Origin of the sequence: Nonomuraea sp. NPDC050022, assembly GCF_044460705.1 — a bacterium.
GTDB lineage: Bacteria > Actinomycetota > Actinomycetes > Streptosporangiales > Streptosporangiaceae > Nonomuraea.
Map to the genome: position 1 here is coordinate 184,135 of NZ_JBITKE010000014.1, position 15,293 is coordinate 199,427.

At 70.8% G+C, this 15,293-nt stretch carries 16 protein-coding genes; 6 read left to right on the forward strand and 10 right to left on the reverse strand.

Going from position 1 to position 15,293, the window contains the following annotated elements; genetic code table 11:
* Positions 1-154 precede the first annotated feature (154 nt).
* A complete protein-coding gene (locus ACIBO2_RS46570; RefSeq protein ID WP_358537711.1) occupies positions 155-700 on the reverse strand; it encodes an EF-hand domain-containing protein in 546 nt (181 codons plus the stop codon).
* A 125-nt stretch (positions 701-825) separates the two neighbouring features.
* Here ACIBO2_RS46570 and ACIBO2_RS46575 point away from each other — a divergent pair, with 125 nt between their 5' ends.
* Entirely contained in the window at positions 826-1,500 is a 675-nt protein-coding gene (locus ACIBO2_RS46575; protein WP_358537713.1) for a histidine phosphatase family protein, read from the forward strand.
* Between the two features lie 5 nt (positions 1,501-1,505).
* Here the strand turns inward: ACIBO2_RS46575 and ACIBO2_RS46580 are convergent, their stop codons facing one another.
* The gene (locus tag ACIBO2_RS46580; RefSeq protein ID WP_358537715.1) at positions 1,506-2,036 is read right to left on the reverse strand and encodes an AAA family ATPase; all 531 of its coding nucleotides are present in this window, start codon (positions 2,034-2,036) and stop codon (positions 1,506-1,508) included.
* A 78-nt stretch (positions 2,037-2,114) separates the two neighbouring features.
* Here ACIBO2_RS46580 and ACIBO2_RS46585 point away from each other — a divergent pair, with 78 nt between their 5' ends.
* Both ACIBO2_RS46585 and ACIBO2_RS46590 read left to right on the forward strand, forming a co-directional pair.
* Positions 2,115-3,272 carry a CoA transferase gene (locus ACIBO2_RS46585; RefSeq protein WP_358537717.1) on the forward strand — a complete coding sequence of 386 codons (1,158 nt, stop codon included), beginning with the start codon at positions 2,115-2,117 and terminating at the stop codon, positions 3,270-3,272.
* A gap of 70 nt (positions 3,273-3,342) precedes the next feature.
* The gene (locus ACIBO2_RS46590) at positions 3,343-4,833 is read left to right on the forward strand and encodes a carboxyl transferase domain-containing protein (RefSeq protein WP_358537720.1); all 1,491 of its coding nucleotides are present in this window, start codon (positions 3,343-3,345) and stop codon (positions 4,831-4,833) included.
* Positions 4,834-4,852: 19 nt separating this feature from the next.
* Here ACIBO2_RS46590 and ACIBO2_RS46595 read toward each other — a convergent pair whose 3' ends face one another.
* From ACIBO2_RS46595 to ACIBO2_RS46625, 7 genes are read right to left on the reverse strand one after another with little or no spacing between them, the layout of a single operon-like run.
* Positions 4,853-6,853, reverse strand: a complete 2,001-nt coding sequence (locus ACIBO2_RS46595) for a hypothetical protein (RefSeq protein WP_397304361.1) — start codon at positions 6,851-6,853, stop codon at positions 4,853-4,855.
* On the reverse strand, positions 6,850-7,347 hold the full coding sequence (locus tag ACIBO2_RS46600; protein ID WP_358437053.1) for a SigE family RNA polymerase sigma factor: 498 nt from the start codon (positions 7,345-7,347) through the stop codon (positions 6,850-6,852). The genes ACIBO2_RS46595 and ACIBO2_RS46600 overlap by 4 nt, the downstream gene beginning before the upstream one ends.
* 33 nt (positions 7,348-7,380) lie before the next feature.
* Positions 7,381-7,776, reverse strand: a complete 396-nt coding sequence (locus tag ACIBO2_RS46605) for a hypothetical protein (RefSeq protein ID WP_358537728.1) — start codon at positions 7,774-7,776, stop codon at positions 7,381-7,383.
* Positions 7,773-8,219, reverse strand: a complete 447-nt coding sequence (locus ACIBO2_RS46610; protein WP_357941268.1) for a hypothetical protein — start codon at positions 8,217-8,219, stop codon at positions 7,773-7,775. The genes ACIBO2_RS46605 and ACIBO2_RS46610 overlap by 4 nt, the downstream gene beginning before the upstream one ends.
* Positions 8,220-8,228: 9 nt before the next feature.
* Complete coding sequence (locus ACIBO2_RS46615; protein WP_358537730.1) at positions 8,229-9,020, reverse strand: carbon-nitrogen hydrolase family protein; 792 nt, start codon at positions 9,018-9,020, stop codon at positions 8,229-8,231.
* The gene (locus ACIBO2_RS46620; RefSeq protein ID WP_358537732.1) at positions 8,980-9,912 is read right to left on the reverse strand and encodes a DUF418 domain-containing protein; all 933 of its coding nucleotides are present in this window, start codon (positions 9,910-9,912) and stop codon (positions 8,980-8,982) included. The genes ACIBO2_RS46615 and ACIBO2_RS46620 overlap by 41 nt, the downstream gene beginning before the upstream one ends.
* Positions 9,909-11,627, reverse strand: a complete 1,719-nt coding sequence (locus tag ACIBO2_RS46625; RefSeq protein WP_358537734.1) for an alpha/beta hydrolase — start codon at positions 11,625-11,627, stop codon at positions 9,909-9,911. The genes ACIBO2_RS46620 and ACIBO2_RS46625 overlap by 4 nt, the downstream gene beginning before the upstream one ends.
* Before the next feature lie 54 nt (positions 11,628-11,681).
* On the opposite strand from ACIBO2_RS46625, the gene ACIBO2_RS46630 reads away from it, so the two are divergent.
* The 3 genes from ACIBO2_RS46630 (at position 11,682) to ACIBO2_RS46640 (ending at position 14,086) form a co-directional block, all read left to right on the forward strand.
* Entirely contained in the window at positions 11,682-12,848 is a 1,167-nt protein-coding gene (locus tag ACIBO2_RS46630; RefSeq protein WP_358537736.1) for a pyridoxal phosphate-dependent aminotransferase, read from the forward strand.
* 121 nt (positions 12,849-12,969) lie between these two features.
* Complete coding sequence (locus ACIBO2_RS46635) at positions 12,970-13,521, forward strand: peroxiredoxin (RefSeq protein ID WP_358537738.1); 552 nt, start codon at positions 12,970-12,972, stop codon at positions 13,519-13,521.
* Positions 13,522-13,549: 28 nt separating this feature from the next.
* Positions 13,550-14,086: a carboxymuconolactone decarboxylase family protein gene (locus ACIBO2_RS46640; protein ID WP_358537740.1), complete on the forward strand. Its 537-nt coding sequence runs from the start codon at positions 13,550-13,552 to the stop codon at positions 14,084-14,086.
* 62 nt (positions 14,087-14,148) lie between these two features.
* On the opposite strand, the gene ACIBO2_RS46645 is transcribed toward ACIBO2_RS46640, so the two are convergent.
* Positions 14,149-15,264, reverse strand: coding sequence for an aromatic acid exporter family protein (locus ACIBO2_RS46645; protein WP_397304362.1), 1,116 nt, complete (start codon positions 15,262-15,264; stop codon positions 14,149-14,151).
* Between the last annotated feature and the right edge of the window lie 29 nt (positions 15,265-15,293).

Below are 15,293 nucleotides of genomic sequence, written 5' to 3' on the forward strand. Positions count from 1 at the left end.
GTACGGCGCACCCCCTGCGGGCAGGAGGTACGCCGTGTCGATCAGAAGCCGGGCCGATCAGAAGCCGGGCCGATCAGAAGCCGGGCCGATCAGAAGCCGGGCCGATCAGAAGCCGGGCCGATCAGAACCTGTGCTCGTCAGAAACCTGGACCCGTCAGAACCTGCCGAACAGGGCGTTGGCGGCTGCGTCGGGATCGGTGCCGAGGAAGTACTCCGTCGACGCGCGTTGCAGTTCCTCGCGCGTCAGGTGCCCCTTCGCTTCCTCGTCGAGCAGGGCGAACGCCTCGGCGCTCTCGTCCGCCGGGACGCCGAACCCGTGCGTGAGGCTGCGGGCGAACTCCTCGCCGGTGATCCGGCCGTCGCCGTCCGCGTCGGCGATGTCGATCAGCGCGTCGAGCAACGGCCGGATGCGCTCGTAGCCGTCGGACTCGTCGAGGACGCCCTCGGTGAAGCCGTCGACGTATTCGGCGAAGCTGACGTGCCCGTCGCCGTCGGCGTCCATGGGCTCGATGACGTCCTCCCAGAACCGGCGGAACGTCGCGCGGACGGCCTCGTGCTCGGGCGATCCGGGCGCCAGGCCGCATGACGCGCTGACGCCGTCGGCGGCGGCGAGATAGTCGTCCAGTTCCAGGGTGTCGCTGCCGTCCCGGTCCATCAGCCCGAAGAAGTGCCGCAGTTTCCGCTCGAGGAGATCAGTCATGGGGTGCCCCTTGCCTTGACGGTTCCTTTACTGATTGTGATGGCTGAATAACTGTGAGTAAAGGAGCGTTCCGATGGATCTACTTTGTAAAGGCGAGCCGGCGCGGCTATGGCACCATGCACTACATGGGACCGTCGCGGATCCTCGCCGTACGACACGGCGAAAGCGAGGCGAATGCCGCCTACCGGCGAGCGGGCGACACGCCACTCGTCTACGAGCGTGGCGATGACGAGGTGACCCTGACGGACCTGGGCCGGCGGCAGGCCGGGGCGCTCGGGCAGTTGCTGGGGGCGCTGCCGCAGGAGGAGGCGCCCGAGTTCGTGTGGTGCTCGCCCTACGCGCGTGCGCTCGACACCTGGGCGAGCGCCTCAGAGGTGTGGCGGACGTTGCCGGTGACGACGGACGAGCGGCTCAGGGATCGGGAGCGGGGGATGCTCTCCCCGTACAACGAGGCGGAGATCGGGCGGCGCCATCCCGAGGAACTGGCGCGCCGGCGGGCGGCGGGGGACTACGACTATCGGCCGCCGGGCGGTGAGTCGGTGGGTGACGTGGCGGTCCGGGTGCGCGCGGCGGTCGGTGATCTGGGCGCGCGGGCCGCTGGGCGGCGGGTGCTGATCGTCGCGCACGACGCGGTGGTGCTGACCCTGCGGCATGTGATCGCCGAGACGCCGGACGCCGAGCTGGCCGCCATGGATGAGTTCGCGCCCGTGCTCAACGCCTCCGTCTCGACGTGGGAGGCGCTGGACGGCCGTCTTGAGCTGCTGTCCTTCAATGACGTCGACCACTTGCGGTCCTTATAGCGGCCTCAACCACTTTTGATGAGATCGGCGCGACCCCGCGTGTCGTCGGCGTCGAACCAGGCCTGCTCCTTGGCGAACCACTCGCGCCACCGCGGTTCCAGCTCCGGCCCGTCGCGCTCGATCACCCGGCGCAGCCGCACCTCTTCGGGGGCCTCCACCCAGATGGTGAACGCCAGCAGATGGCCCGCCGATCGGCGGGCCGTGCCCACGCCTTCGATGATCAGGACCGGTGCGGCAGGGACCGTGATCAGGTCCGTGTATTCGCCGCGTACCCAGTCATAACGGCGGAACGCGCCCGGGAGTCCGCGCTGGAGCGGGCGGAGCACCTGCGTGTCGAGGGCGTCGAACCAGCCGCCGGGGCCCTCGTCCCACGGGACCGGGAAGTCGTCGCTGTGCACTACCTGGCAGCCGAGTTCGGTGGCCAGTTCGCCGGCGAACGTGGTCTTGCCCGACCCGGCGGGGCCGTCGACGGCGACCAGCCGGACCGGCCCGCACGACGGATCGAGCGCCTGGATGCGGCGGGCGGGCGATTCCACGGCTCCCAGGGTAGGTGAAGGAGACACGAAGCCTGAAAGACTACTCTTTCGCCACGAACGCAATTCTGGAGGCTGACCTTGCCCGGACCCCTTGGTGACATCGTGGTGCTGGATCTGTCCAGGGCCTTGGCGGGCCCGCACGCCGCTCAGATGCTCGGCGATCTCGGCGCCCGGGTGATCAAGGTGGAGCATCCGGACGGAGGAGACGAGTCCCGGGGCTGGGGGCCGCCCTTCGTCGGGCCGGATCACGATATTTCCACTTATTTTCTGGCGGCGAACCGCAACAAGCAGTCCATCGCCATCGACCTCAAGTCCGCCGACGGCAAACAGCTCGTCGAGCGCCTGGTACGCCAGAGCGACGTGCTCATCGAGAACTTCCGTACCGGCGTGCTCGACCGCCTCGGCTTCTCCGTCGAGCGGCTGCACGAGCTCAACCCGCGCCTGGTCATCCTGTCGATCACCGGCTTCGGCCACGACGGGCCCGAGGGCGGCCGGCCGGGCTACGACCAGATCGCCCAGGGCGAGGCCGGCCTGATGTCGCTGACGGGCCCCTCGCGCGACGAGCCGTACCGTGTGGGCGCGTCCATCGCCGACCTGCTCGCGGGCATCCACGGCGCGTACGGCGTGACCGGGGCCCTGTACGAGCGCGAGCGGACCGGCCGGGGCCGGGTGGTGCGTACGTCGCTGCTGGCCGCCGTCACCGGCGTGCACTCCTACCACGGCACGGCGTGGACCGTGGGCGGCCAGGTGCCCGGCGCCAACGGCAACCACCACGCCTCGATCGCCCCCTACGGCGCCTTCCATTGCGCCGACGGGATGCTGCAGATCGCGGCGGCCAACGACGGCCAGTGGAAGAAGGTGGCCGCCCTACTGGGCATAGACCCAGATGTGGCTAAATATGCGACGAACAGGGAGCGATTCGCGCACCGGGATGAGCTGATCGCCGACATGGAGAAGGCTCTGGCCGCGCACGACCGCGGCCACTGGCTGGCCAGGCTCGGTGAGGCGGGAGTGCCCGCGGGCGCGATCCGCTCGATCGACGAGGTCTACACCTGGGACCAGACCCGCTCGCAGGGCCTGGTGATCGAGGTGGACCATCCCGTACTCGGCCGCATCGAACTGCCGGGCCCCCCGCTGCGCTTCGAAGACGGCCCCGAGGTGGCGCACACTCCGCCGCCCGCCCTGGGCCAGGACGGCGACGCGGTGCTCAGCTGGCTGGAAGAGCGCGAGGGGTGATGCGAATCCGATGGCACCGGCGGGCGCTCTGGTGCGTCAACATTCCGACATCGCCGGTTAGTAGGGAGCCATGGTGAGCCGTCCGGACGCGCGCACACTGATCGAAACGGTCCTCGACGCCGGATCGTGGAAGTCGTGGGACGCGCCGCCCGCCGATCCGGTGGCGCCGGGCTCCTCCTATGCCGACGAGCTGGCCGCGGCCCGCGCCAAGTCCGGCTATGACGAGTCCGTCGTCACCGGCGAGGGCCTGCTCGACGGGCGGCGGGTGGCCGTGGTGGTCTCCGAGTTCTCGTTCATGGCCGGGTCGATCGGGGTGGCGGCGGCCGAGCGGGTCGTCGCCGCGGCCGAGCGGGCCACCCGTGAGCGGCTGCCGCTGCTGGCCGCGCCCGCCTCGGGCGGCACCAGGATGCAGGAGGGCGCGCTCGCGTTCGTGCAGATGGTGAAGATCACCGCCGCGGTGCAGGCGCATCGCGGGGCGGGCCTGCCGTTCGTGGTGTATTTGCGGCATCCGACGACCGGCGGGGTGTTCGCGTCGTGGGGCTCGCTCGGGCATGTCACGGCCGCGGAGCCGGGGGCGCTGATCGGGTTCCTGGGGCCGCGGGTGTTCGAGTCGTTGCACGGTTATCCGTTCCCCGAAGGCGTACAGGTGGCGGAGAACCTGCACGAGCACGGGCTGGTCGACGCGGTGGTGTCGGCCGACGACGCGCGGGAGGTGGCGATCAGGGCGCTGTCGGTGCTGTGCGCCGAACGTAGCGGGCTGGTCGCCGGCGAGCCGCCCGAGGAGGACCTGCGGCCGGTGGAGGCGTGGGAGGCGATCACCCGCTCGCGCCGCGACGACCGTCCCGGCGCGCGCACGCTGCTCAAGCTGGCCGCCACCGACGTGACCCCGCTCACCGGCAACGGCGCGGGCGAGAACGAGCCGGGCCTGCTGCTGGCGCTGGCGCGGTTCGGCAGCGCGCCGGCCGTCGTGCTCGGCCAGGACCGGCGCCGGGCGCGGCCCAGCTCGCCGCTCGGCCCCGGCGGGCTGCGGATGGCCAGGCGCGGCATGCGGCTGGCCGCCGAGCTGGGGTTGCCCCTGGTCACCGTGATCGACACGGCGGGTGCGGCGCTGTCGAAGGCGGCCGAGGAGGGCGGGCTGGCCGCGGAGATCGCCCGCTGCCTGGCCGACCTGGTCATGCTCGACGCGCCGACGGTGTGCCTGCTGCTCGGTGAGGGCGCGGGCGGCGCGGCGCTGGCCTTGCTGCCCGCCGACCGGGTGCTGTGCGCGCAGCACGCGTGGCTGTCGCCGCTGCCGCCGGAGGGCGCCTCGGCGATCCTCTATCGCAGTGTGGACTTCGCGCCGGAGATCGCTCAGCAGCAGCGGGTGCGGGCCACCGACCTGCGGCGTGACGGGATCGTCGACCGGGTGATCCCGGAGGTGCCCGATGCCGCGTACGAGCCGCGCGCCTTCTGCGAGCGGGTGGGACGGGCGCTGGAGTACGAGATCGCCGGGCTGCTGGCGCGCAGCCCGGCGGACCGTCGAGCGGCCCGCCAGGCCCGCTACCGCAACCTGGGCGGCTAGCCTGGCGGGCCGTTACCGCTTAGCGCGGCTCCTTCGGCTCGTACGTCCACAGCACGTGTCCATCGGCGGCGAAGCCGGTGAACCGCATGCCCGACCAGAACAGCCCCTGATTGCCGACCGCCTTGGGCACCGGCCCGGCGAACAGCAGCACGCCCTGGTTCCAGGGGTCGGGCACCGTGCTCGCGGTGAGGCGCCCGCCGCCCTTGAGCGTGACCTCGACCTTGGCCGTGCCGGGCACGGTGAAGCCGTACCACTCCTGCCGGTTCCCTGACCATTGCAGGGGGAGCTCCGGGGCGGCGATCATGTCGCTCAGCTTCCCACCTGGGGCGGGCTGGAAGGAGCCGGGCTGTTCCTTGCCGTCCTTCCACCACTTGACGCACGGGCCGTCGTGCAGGTTGGCGGTGAGCCCGCTGGGGAAGACGTGACCGGCATCGAGGGGCTTCTTGTCCTCCCAGCACCAGCCGCGCCGCGTCAGGTCGACCTGTTCGATTTGCTTGCCTCGCACCTTGTACGCGAAGGCGCGCACTTTCGCGTCGCGCGGGTACCTGACCCACCACACGGGCGCGGGCAGGTCCTTGCCGCGCGTCAGGGTGGCGGGCAGGCGACGTCCGTCCTCCAGCACCGCGTCGATCGACAGCCAGTCGTCCTCGGCCGCGCCGAAGGCGACGACGCTGCCCGGCAGCGGCAGGTAGGTCTCCACCCGGCCACTGGAGAGGCTGTCGGACGGCGGTTCGGGCCGCACCCGGGCGCAACCGATCTGCTCCCCGCCGTCGGCGCCGGTGCCACCGGTGGCGCACAGCTGCAGGCCGTCCTCGTAGGGGTACTTGCCGAACGAGAGCCGTACCGGTCCCTTGCTGAAGTCGTCGGTTCCGGGGACGGTGATGGGCTCGCCGATCCGCTTGAAGTTCGAGTTCGGCGACGAGGTGCGGCGTGGCCTGTCCTCACGCCAGAGCTGCTTGCCCGCGGCGTCGTAGCCCGCCCACCAGCCGCCGAGAGACCAGTCGAGGGGTGGCAGGTGCGCGAGGGTGAACAGGTTGCGGTCGAGGTTCCACGGATCGGGGATGCCCTGCATGGTGAGCGGGGCGTCGGAGCCGAGCGCTATCTGGATCTTGACGGTGTCCCGCTTCGTGGCGGTGTAGATGAGTCCGTCCTCGGAATGGATCATGGGGGCCTTGGCCGTCATCGGATCCTTCAGGTCGAGGTTGACCCAGCCGAGCTCCTTGGTACCGCGGAACCAGACCACACTGCGGCCCTGGACCTTGTCGTCGTAGGGGCGCACCATGACCTCGCCGGGCAGCCGCATGGGCTGGCCGATCGGTGTGTGCCTGCTGCTCTCGCCGGCGAGGCGCCTGGGCGAGGTGTCCGAGCCTCGCCTGCCGCGCGCGTCGGTGAACTCGACCGTGGACACCTTGTCCCCGGCCGACAGGGCCAGCGTCCAGATGACCATCGGGGCGCCCTCGGAACGGTGCACGGTCGCGTCGACGCGCCGGCCGTCCGCCAGCACGGCCGTGACCTTCGCCACGTCGTTGTCGGCCACGCCGTAGTCCACGTAGGCGGACGGGGTGTCGGCGCGGGTGGAGCCCTCGTACATGCCGCTGCGTTCAAAGATCTCGGCCACGCGCAGGTCGTGGCACGAGCCGTACGGATCGCCGTCCGCCGGGACGGCGACGAAGCACACTTCGGGGACGCCGAGCGGGTCCCGGGCGAACCACAGACGCAGCGGCTGGCCCCGCGCCGGATCGTCCACCACCACCTGCTCCCCGGCCGCCGTCTTGCCCTCCATGAGCTGCTTGTAGACCTCGTCGGGATCGCTCGCGCTGTTGCGGCCCAGACCCCCGTTGAGCAGGATGGGGACGAAGATGGCCAGCAGCGCGATGGGCAGGGCGGCGAGCAGCCACCGCCCGCGCGGCACCGGCGGGGGAGTGCGGCGCTGGACCTTGAGCCAGGCGTTCGGATCGGCCTCGTAGGTCTGGGCACGGGCTTCGAGTGCCGCCCGCAGGCGTGCTTCGAGGTCGCTCACTGGTCCTCCTCCTTCAGCGCCTTGCCCAGAGCGGCCAGGGCCCTGCTGGCGTGGGTCTTGACCGAACCCGCCGAGACGCCCATGACGTCGGCGATCTCGCGTTCGGACAGGTCGAGCCAGTAGCGCAGGACGAGGGCTTCGCGCTGCCTGCGCGGGAGGCGGTCGAGTGCCGCGAGCAGTTCGCGGTGCTCCTCGGCGACGATCACCGCGTGCTCGCTGCTGCGTTCATGCTCGGGAGGATCGGGGCGGCGCAGCCGGACCAGCCTGAGGTGGCGCAGGCGGTTGCGGGTGAGGTTGCAGACGATCGTGCGCAGGTACGACACGGCCGCCCCGTCGTCGCGCAGCCGTCTGATGTGCAGCCGGGAGAACGCCTCCTGGGCGATGTCCTCCGGGTCGTCGGCGCCGAGCAGGCCCGCCAGCCGTACCAGGGGGTGGTAGTGGGCGGCGAACAGCTCGGCGAATGACGGCTGCGCCATGGTGGAGGAGTCGATCACAGTACAGAGACACCCAAGACGGGCGTCGGTTGACTAGGGGACGGGAATCCGTTCGACGCGGATCGAGAAGACCTCCTCACGGGGCACCACGACCTCGTAGGCGCCGTGGTCGACCATCCAGTAGCCGAGCGCCTCCGCCTTCATGCCGCTGTGGCCGGTGTAGGCGATGTGCAGGCCGTCGTCGTCCTCGTCGAGCACGATGCACGGCTCGCCGCCGAACGCACCGACCGTGCGGATCAGCGCCAGCCAGTCGAGCTCGGCGCGGCCGACCGTACGCCGCCAGTAGCCGGAGCCCGGCTCGAATCCGTCGAGCTCCTCCTCGCTGAACAGCACCACCTGGTCGCTGTCGGGGCCGAGCGCGGCGGGCAGCGTGCGCTCGGCGAAGCGCGCGACGAAGCCGGCGGCCACGGGGGTGATCTCGTCACTCATGCGGCGGGCCGCCAGGTGAGCCCGTCATAGGTGGCGAACGGCCGCTCCTGTTCGGGGGTGATGTGCACGATCTCCGCCCCCGCGGGGATGGGGATCGGCGTGGTGTGGAACTGCGGGACCACGTGCTCGCGCGAGGTGGTGAACCCGTTTCCGGCGAACGGCGGCGCGTCGCTCCAGTCACCGCCCATATGCGGTCCGTACGGAACGGCGTAGGTGTCGGCGTCGCGGGCGTACCAGCGCATGACATAGAGCTCGGGCACGTCGGCCGTCAGCTCCGATCCCTCGAACGAAAGGTCGAGTCCGTAGTAGAGCTGTCTGGGGGTCGTCAGCCGGACGCAGTCCTGAAGCCGGTAGACGTAGCCGGAGATGACCGTGCGTTTACCCGATAGGTATGGCACGAGCAGACGCGGCGGGACGACCTTCTGCATCTGCGTTCTGCTCACTGTTCTACTTTACGATCGCTTGATACCTAGTACGCGATGTTCGAGGCACGGCAGGGCGGTCCTGGCCGCTGCGGTCACTTCTGGATCCACCTCCACGAGCTGAATGCCCGGATTGGTGCCCAGATCGGCGCGGACTACACCGAGCGGGTCGACCAGCATGCTGCGGCCCACCCCGAAACCGTCGCTCGACTCGGCCGGATTGGGTGCCTGGCCGACGGCGGCGGTCCAGGTCGTGTTCTCCAGCGCCCGCGCCCGGACCAGCGTGGTCCAGTGATCCTCCTTGAGCGGGCCCGATCCCCACGCGGCGATGACCGCGAACAGCTCGGCGCCCTGGTCGACCAGCGCTCTGGCCAGCTCGGGGAAGCGGACGTCGTAGCAGGTGATCAGCCCGACGCGGAGCCCCGCGAGCTCCACCACCGTGGGCTCGGCGCCGGGGGCGACCAGCTCGGATTCCTTCGCGCCGAAGGAGTCGAACAGGTGGATCTTCCGGTAGGCGGCCTTGACGGAGCCGTGCGCGTCGATGGCCACGGCGGTGTTGTGCACTCGGCCGGAGCTCGGCTCGAACACGCCGGCGATCACCGCGAGGCCGTGCTCGCGGGCCGCCCGCGCCATACCGGACACGAACGGCCCGTCGAGCGGCTCGGCCAGGTCGGTGATGCGGCTGCCGTAGCGGGTCAGCGTCGCCTCGGGGAAGATCGCCAGGTCGGCGCCTTCGGCCTTGGCGAGCGCTTCGCGGACCCTCTTGAGGTTGGCAGACGGGTCAGGAGACACCGGGATCTGGCAGAGGGCGATTGTGGTCACGGCCCGACTCTAACCGGTTGGGCACCCGTCGAAACCAGGTCAGGCATCGCCAGATCCACTCGAGCGGGCCGTACCTGAATCTCGCCAGCCACCAGGCGCTGAACGGAACCTGTACGGCCAGCGTCGCCACGGTGATGACGAGCACCCACCAGCGCGTGGGATCGGTCTTGAGCAGGGGGCCCGCCAGGGCGATCACCAGCGTGCCGGAGACGTAGTTGGTCAGCGCCATCCGCCCGAGCGGCTCCAGCGCCGCCGACAGCGGCGCCGACCACCGGGTGCGCAGGGCCAGCAGCAGGCCGGTGGAGTAGGCGGTGGCCCCGGCGAGCGCGGCCACGCTGTAGACGGTCCAGTTGTGGTTGGTGGTCCAGGCGGCGGTGAGCAGCGCGCAGGCCAGCGTGCTGACCGCGAAGACCGGCAGCAGCAGCCGCCCGGACGGGCGCGACTGCATCAGCGCCATGCCGAGCAGGAACAGCGCCGGGATGAGATATGGCCCGGCCCCGACCGACACCGTCCACACGACCGCGGCCACCCCGAGGATCATCATGGGCAGGCCGCCGGCCAGGAACGAGGCGGGCAGCAGCACCAGCGCCCCGAAGGCCGCGTAGGCCGTCAGCACCTCGCCGCTGTAGAACGTGCGCTGGAGCAGCCCGAAGCACAGCAGCCAGAACAGCCGGCGCAGCAGCACCCACCGCCCGGCCCGCTCCAGGACCAGGACGAAGCTGATGCCGAACAGCAGCGAGAAGATCGGGTAGAACCGGCTCTGGAACAGCGCGTCGATGGTCCAGTCGATGCCGTTCTTGGGTTCGTGCACGGCGTGCTGCCAGGTGTTGACCAGCATGATGCCGCCCACCGCGAAGCCGCGGAGCGCGTCGAGCTCTCGGATGCGCCTCACAGGATCCAGGCGAACCACCATACGAGGAATCCGGCCGCCGTGACCGCGGCCACCGCCTGTGGCCATCCCCGCCGCAGCGCGAGCGCGCCGAGCGTCAGTACGGCCGAGCCGACCGCCACCCAGGTGTACGGCCAGGCCGAGGCGGGCAGGCCGACGGCCAGCGCGGTCTCGTTCTCCTTGAGCATGCCCCACACCGCCGAGCCGAGCAGCCCCGTGAACGCCGTCCCCGCCAGTCCGGCGAAGGCGGTCAGCGCCCGGCCCTTCAGCGCGCCCGCGACCAGCTGGATCAGCGACACCAGCGCGAACAGCGCGAACGGGGCGGCCAGCCAGGGCGACAGCGAGATCTGGTACGGGGCGCCGGTCGCGAGTACGTCACCCGGGTTCAGCCGGGGGAAGACGGTCGCCTTCTCAGGCGAGCAGGGTGCGGCCGCCCCGCCTGACGGGGTGTCCACGAAGGCCAGGATGTGGCGGCGGGCGCAGGCGTTGGCCAGGAACACCGCGTGGCCCGTGCCCGCGAACTCCACGAAGCGGGCGTTGGGCAGGCTCTTGGCGGCGGGCTCGCTGGTCCTGGTCGGCGTCGTGGGGTCGTACTGGCCGCCCACCACGAGCACCGGGGCCTTCGTGGTGGCGTTGACGGGTGCCGACTTGGGAAGCTTCCAAGCATCACACACCGCTTTGTCGCTGTTTACGGTGAAAAGTCGGGATTTTGTGGCGAATGTGTTGAACGGGAACTCGTCCTGGCACTGCACCGCGTTGTACAGCCCGAACTCGTGGGAGACCAGCCCGTCGCCCACCGCGTCGGCGAGCGGGCGCAGCAGCTCGTCGTGGCCCTTGCTCAGCGCGTCGATCATCGCCGGCGCCACGGCGAGCACGTCGGCCTCGTGCAGCGCCTCCGCCATGATCGTCGAGACGTCGTCGCCGGTCAGCCGGGCGGTAAAACCCGTGCCGAGCAGCGGGTCCGTGGTCGGCACGCGGGCCGGGCGGGCGTTCAGCCGCTGCACCATCGCCTCGAACGGCTCGCGCAGGCCCAGCTTGGCCACGGTGTCGGTTAAGTTGCGGTCGGCGTCGTCGTACCAGCCGACCTTCTCCGGCAGGTACGAGTCGAGCACCACCGAACGCACACCCGCCGGGTCGGCGGCGGCCACGTCCATCATGACCCGGGTCGAGTAGCTGACCCCGAACAGGTTCCAGGTGGGGTAGCCGAGCGCCTTGCGCAGCTCGACGACGTCGGCGGCGATCTCCTTGGTGTTGTAGCCGCGCAGGTCCACGCCCTGCCGCGTGAGCCGCTCCCGGCACTTCAGCGCGGCGGCGCCGACGTCGGCCGACGGCTCGCGCAGCCGGTCCAGCATCGCCTCGGCCGTCTCCGGGCAGCCCAGCGTCGGCTGGGAGTATTTGCTGCCGCGCTGCTCGACGGCCACCACGTCACGGTCGGGGAACATCTGGCTCAAGAACCCCGTGAGCTGCATCGACGCCGAAGCCGGGCCGCCGCTCATATAGACGACCGGGTCGGGCTTACGATCCTTGGCCGTGGAGGCGTGCACGGCGTAACCGACCTTTATCGTCTTGCCCGGCGTGTCCCTGCGTTCGGGGACGATCAGGAAACCGCAGGTCGTCTGGTCGGGCGTGGCGACGGGACACGCGCTCTTCTCGACACCGCCCGGAGCCATGACGGGCGGCGCGGAGAGGGCGAGTGCGAGGAGGACCCGGATGATCACGGGAAGAGGTTAGCGGGAAGAGATTAATCGAGGGGAGACTAATAGTGTGGGGCCGTGACGGAACCACTTGTATCCCGGATGCGCGCCTTCGGCACGACGATTTTCGCGGAGATGAGCGCGCTGGCCGTACAGACCAGCTCGATCAACCTTGGGCAGGGATTCCCCGACACCGACGGGCCCGCGGCGATGCTCGACCGGGCGGTGCAGGCCATCGTGTCCGGCGCCAACCAGTATCCGCCCGGCCCCGGCGTCCCTGAGCTGCGGCAGGCCGTCTCCGAGCACCGGGCCGACCACTACGGCCTCGACTACGCCGCCGACGGCGAGATCCTGGTGACCGTGGGGGCCACCGAGGCCATCGCGGCCAGCGTGCTGGCGCTGTGCGAGGCGGGCGACGAGGTGATCGCCTTCGAGCCCTACTACGACTCCTACGCCGCCTCCATCTCGCTGGCCGGGGCCCGGCTGGTCGCGGTGACCATGCGGCCGGTGGAGGGACGATTCACCTTCGACCCGGACGAACTACGCGCCGCCGTCACGCCGCGTACCCGGGCGATCCTCGTCAACTCCCCGCACAACCCGACCGGGACCGTGTTCACCCGCGCCGAGCTGACGGTCATCGCCGAGCTCTGCCAGGAGGCCGGGCTGACCGCGATCACCGACGAGGTGTACGAGCACCTGACGTTCGACGGCGTCGAGCACATCCCCCTGGCGACGCTGCCCGGCATGCGCGAACGCACGGTGATGATCTCCTCCGCGGGCAAGACGTTCTCCGTCACCGGATGGAAGACGGGCTGGATCTGCGCCCCCGCCCCGCTGATCACGGCGGTGCAGACGGTCAAGCAGTTCCTCACCTTCACCGCGAGCGCGCCGTGGCAGCTCGCGGTCGCCTACGGCCTGCGCAACGAGCTGGAATGGGTCTCGGCGCTGTGCGACGGGCTGGGGCACAAGCGGGACCGGCTGATGGACGGGCTGGCGGCGGCCGGGTTCGAGGTGCTCAAACCGTCGGGGACGTACTTCGTGCAGACCGACATCCGGCCCCTGGGCTTCGAGGACGGGCTGGAGCTGACCCGGCGGCTGCCGGAGCTGGTGGGCGTGGTGGCCATCCCGACGCAGGTCTTCTACGACCACCCGGACCGGGGCAAGCACTTCGTCCGGTTCGCGTTCTGCAAGAAGGACGAGGTCATCGACGAGGCGGTCACCCGGCTCAAGCGCCTGTCGGCCTAGCGGCCTCTCGGAAGTGTAGTTGTTCGGCTACGGCGAGGAATGAGCGCAGGTGGGCTAGGGTAGGAGCCGCCCCCAAACAGGGATCGCCTCTGGGCCCCGACCCCCCGAAGGAGACGGAATCGTGCTCACCGTCGGTGACCGCTTTCCCGAATACGCGCTCACGGCGTGCGTCGGCCTCGACCCCGAGCGGGCGTTCGCGGAGATCGACCACAAGACCTACGAGGGCAAGTGGCGCGTCGTGTTCTTCTGGCCGAAGGACTTCACCTTCGTCTGCCCGACCGAGATCGCCGAGTTCGGCCGGCTCAACGGCGAGTTCGCCGACCGCGACACGCGGGTGCTCGGCGTCTCCGTCGACTCCGCGTACGTCCACCACGCCTGGCGCAAGCACCACGACGACCTGCGTGACCTGCCGTTCCCGATGCTGAGCGACGTCAAGCGCGAGCTGAGCGGCGCGTGCGGGGTGCTCGGCGAGGACGGCACGGCCCAGCGGGCCACGTTCATCGTCGACCCGCACAACGAGATCCAGTTCACGATGGTGACCGCCGGATCCGTGGGCCGCAACGTCAAGGAGGTCCTGCGCGTCCTCGACGCCCTGCAGTCCGACGAGCTGTGCCCCTGCAACTGGACCAAGGGCGAGGCCGGTCTCGACGCGCGGATGCTGCTGGCCCAGTGAGCGAGCTGACCTACGGACCCGGTGGCGCATGAGCATCGACGAGCTGAAGACGGCGCTGCCCGGCTACGCCAAGGACATCCGGCTCAACCTGGGCTCGGTCACGACCACCTCACCGCTGACCGACCAGCAGCTGTGGGGCACCGTGCTGGCGAGCGCGCTGGCCACCAGATCCGGGCGGGTCATCGCCGCGGTCTGCGAGGAGGCCGCCGGCAAGCTGTCGGCGGAGGCGTTCACCGCCGCCAAGGCCGCCGCGTCGATCATGGCGATGAACAACGTCTACTACCGGGCCACCCACCTCATCGGCGACGAGACGTACGCGACGCTGCCCGCCCGGCTCAGGATGACCGTCATGGGCGATCCGGGCGTGGACCGGGGCGACTTCGAGCTGTGGTGCCTGGCGGTCTCCGCGATCAACGGCTGCGGCCGGTGCCTGGAGTCGCACGAGCGGGTGCTGCGCGGCTCCGGCCTGCCACGCGAGCACATCCAGGAGGCGCTGCGCGTGGCCGCCGTGATCAACGCCACCGCCGCGACCCTCGAAGCCGAAGCGGCCCTGGTCACGGTCTGACAGCCGCTCTTGGGGCTTCCATGGCGGAGGTGGGCTCTCCGGGTGTCCACCTCCGCCACGGTTCAGCCCTTGGCGCTCTTGGTGTCGTTCGCGTCCTCGACCTGCGGCGCGTCCAGCGGGGTCAGCGACGCCGTCGCCTCCTCGTGGTCCATCCCGGTCGCCTGGAGCAGGTCCACGGCGATGGAGCGCAGCTGCGCGATGATGACGTGCGCCGAGAAGCCCAGCCGTTCGGGACGCTCCCGCGCCGCGACGGCGAGCAGCGCCTGCCGGGCCAGCATGGGCTCGCGGCCGGCCGCCAGTTCGAGCTGGAGCAGCAGCGCCGCCTCCGACACCTCGCGCATCGCCTCGGCCAGCGAGGTCGGCGGCGGGCTCGTCTCACCCAGTGCCGCCAGCGTCCGGCGGGCCAGCACCCTGGCGTTGCGCAGGGCCAGGTCCACCGGCACGGCCACGGTCTCGTACCTGGCCAGGCGGCCACGGCGGTGCCAGTGCAGCGGCGAGATCAGGGTGATCTCCTTGCTGGTCTCCACCGCCCGCTCGAACTCCGCGACCGCCGCCTGGGTGTTGCGCGCCTCCTCCAGCGCCTCGGCGGCCAGGTCCACGTCGCGCTTCTCGATCGCCTCCGCGGCCCGTTCGAGCACCGTGGACAGCGCGTCGAGCACGCCCGACAGGTGCTTGGCGGCGATCGTGAAGGGGCTGGCCGGAAGCAGCGCCGCCGTGGCGATGCCGATGACGCCGCCGGTGAGCGCGTCGGCCATCCGGTCCCAGCCCCCGGCGCCGTCCGCGGGCACCAGGGCGGCGACGAGCACCGCGGACGACCCGGCCTGCGCCACGAAGAGCGCCCCGCTGTTCAGCAGCACCGCGGCGGTCATCGCCAGCGCGACCACCAGCATGATCTGCCAGGCGCCCGAGCCGATCCAGGACACCAGCAGGTCGCCGACTCCGACGCCGAGGCTGACCCCGACCACGAGCTCGGCCACCCGGCGCAACCGCTGCCCGAGGCCCACGCCGAGGCAGATCAGCACGGAGATCGGCGCGAAGAACGGGCGAGGGTGGTCGAGCAACTGGATGGCGACGGTCCAGGCGAGCGCCGCGCCGACCGCGCACTGCGCGATGGAGGGCGCCATGAGGCCGAACCCGCTCAGCCGTTCCCGTACATGATCGCTGAGCCTCGTTCGCACCCCTCTACCTTGGCGGATCTTTGTGACAT